Genomic DNA, 1,944 nt, shown 5'->3' on the forward strand with positions numbered 1-1,944 from the left:
CACGCTATCTGGCTGAAGTCCTTGCTGGGCAGGCACTTTCATGATTTTGCCGTGCAACCATTCATGACCATGTCGATAGGACGTGGGTTTTCACGATGCACTAAAAAAATACCAGTTCTTCCCGGTGCTTCGCACATCCACCGACTTAGCCGGAGTTTTTAAATCTTTTGTAAATGAAGTTAAAATGATATTTAGGAAGTGATTCTAGAGATTCGTTATGTTCCTTGAGATTCAATTATCGATGGTAAAAAAGAGACATGAGCCAAGGATATGCTCGTCTCAGACAGTTTGTCGGTACTCCTTTTGAAGTTTGGAGCGAACTATGTTGCGTATCATCAATATTCTGATCATCATCGGGATCGATTGCGTTTGCTTGTACAATTATATCTTGATCAGAATTTAATATCTGACTTTGACCTTGCTGTGTTGCCAGAATAATAACTTGGGGGTATAGAACTGTAGTCCTGTGTGACTGTAATATTGAGCGATGATAAGCAAGGGCATTTCTACAAATCGTATTAGTTACAGAGGCACCTACGGAACCAACTATTAAAGGTCGTTGCAATGAAGAAGGGCATAGATTTACAAAAAACATCATGTGTGCGAGAGCCGCTGAACCTGCACCTTGTAGTAACGGACTCAACGGGCCACTTATTCCTCTATATCTGCAATATGCTATCATTCCGGCAAAACAGGCACCGGCTGAAAAGATAGTGACTCCATTTGGATAGCGTATCATCAGTCTTCTTATTAGTCGCGGTATCCATTCACTTGGATAAAGGTTAGCAATCCAATTCATGCCACCAGGGAGAAGCGCCCCTGCATTACGCTGCTGCTCAAGTTGTTGCGAAAGTAACTGAAGTATTTCTTCATCTTCGGCATGCAGATAAAATGTTCGTTCCCCAACTCTGATCCAGCGCTGTTGCCAGTTGTAGGGGGCCCGACCATTACCGTTGCATGCTCCTCCTGATGGTGGGGGCGTTGGGGGGGGGGGAACCATATCTGTACCCGCCATACAGATGGGGCATACATCTAAAAATGTGAAAGTTAGAGTAACTAGTATTCTAAAGTAATAGGGTAATATTTTGGCTTCATAAATAAACGACATATAGGCACCGAATGCCATACAAAAACCTTATCCAGTCTATATGTGATCAGCTAAATATGACAAAAAAATCTGGAGACTGTGAACTTTCCCTATTGTGTTGGACACTCAAATTCCAACCGAAACGTGAGCTATATGCTTGCTTACAGTACTGGGAAAAAACTCGTCACTACATCAACGAATTTAAAAAAATATCTGCTGTTCGAATGTTTAAACCCAAAAAAAGGGTGAATGATGTCGCTTAAGCTTTCGACATTCATCCCTATCGTTTGGCTTTGCAAGGAGTATTTTGCAGGACTGCACGTGGCTGATAAGCACAAAGTCAGGACAACTCCAGCTGATGTGTATGCCGATCAAGGTCTTTACTGATAAAAATCAGGATTTTGTCGTCTTCCTATCGAAGTGTTTTGATCCGTCAGAGATACGTTGGGCAGGCCTTTTTACCCTTCTCAGAAGAGAGTTTGATAATCTGATCTTTTAAGATGAAATCTTCTGTTGCTCTTCGGGCGGGTGCTAAGGACTTCATCAAGAGTAGAAGACTTCATCCTGCCAACAAAATGTGCACCCTGACAGGTCATCTCGTAGTTCCAGACATAGTCGTCAGAGGTTCGACCAGATCGTGAACAGAGACTCGCCGCAAGTTGAGCGAACATCATGACAACAAGTTGGTCCGGCAAGATAGCGTTCTGGTTCTGGAGTCGCCATTATGACGATCGACGGCTCTCTGGAACGGGTGAGGGGAAATTACCCTGAGCAACTATTGGAAAAGCTGTTATGATACTTCATGCCTGTTCTTCTTGGTTTCTGAAATATCCGTCTTGACAACTGCTGTTTTACTG

Annotated in this window: 1 protein-coding gene; it reads right to left on the minus strand. The window is 43.2% G+C overall.

What is annotated here, in order from left to right:
• Positions 1-235: 235 nt before the first annotated feature.
• The gene (locus KDK18_RS01290) at positions 236-1,126 is read right to left on the minus strand and encodes a hypothetical protein (RefSeq protein WP_257252628.1); all 891 of its coding nucleotides are present in this window, start codon (positions 1,124-1,126) and stop codon (positions 236-238) included.
• Between the last annotated feature and the right edge of the window lie 818 nt (positions 1,127-1,944).

The sequence above is a fragment of the Endozoicomonas sp. SESOKO3 genome (genome assembly GCF_024606255.1).

Bases quoted from the DNA above. Each gene is read 5' to 3' on its own strand.
- KDK18_RS01290 (WP_257252628.1), bottom strand. From the start codon at position 1,126: ATGGCATTCGGTGCCTATATGTCGTTTATTTATGAAGCCAAAATATTA.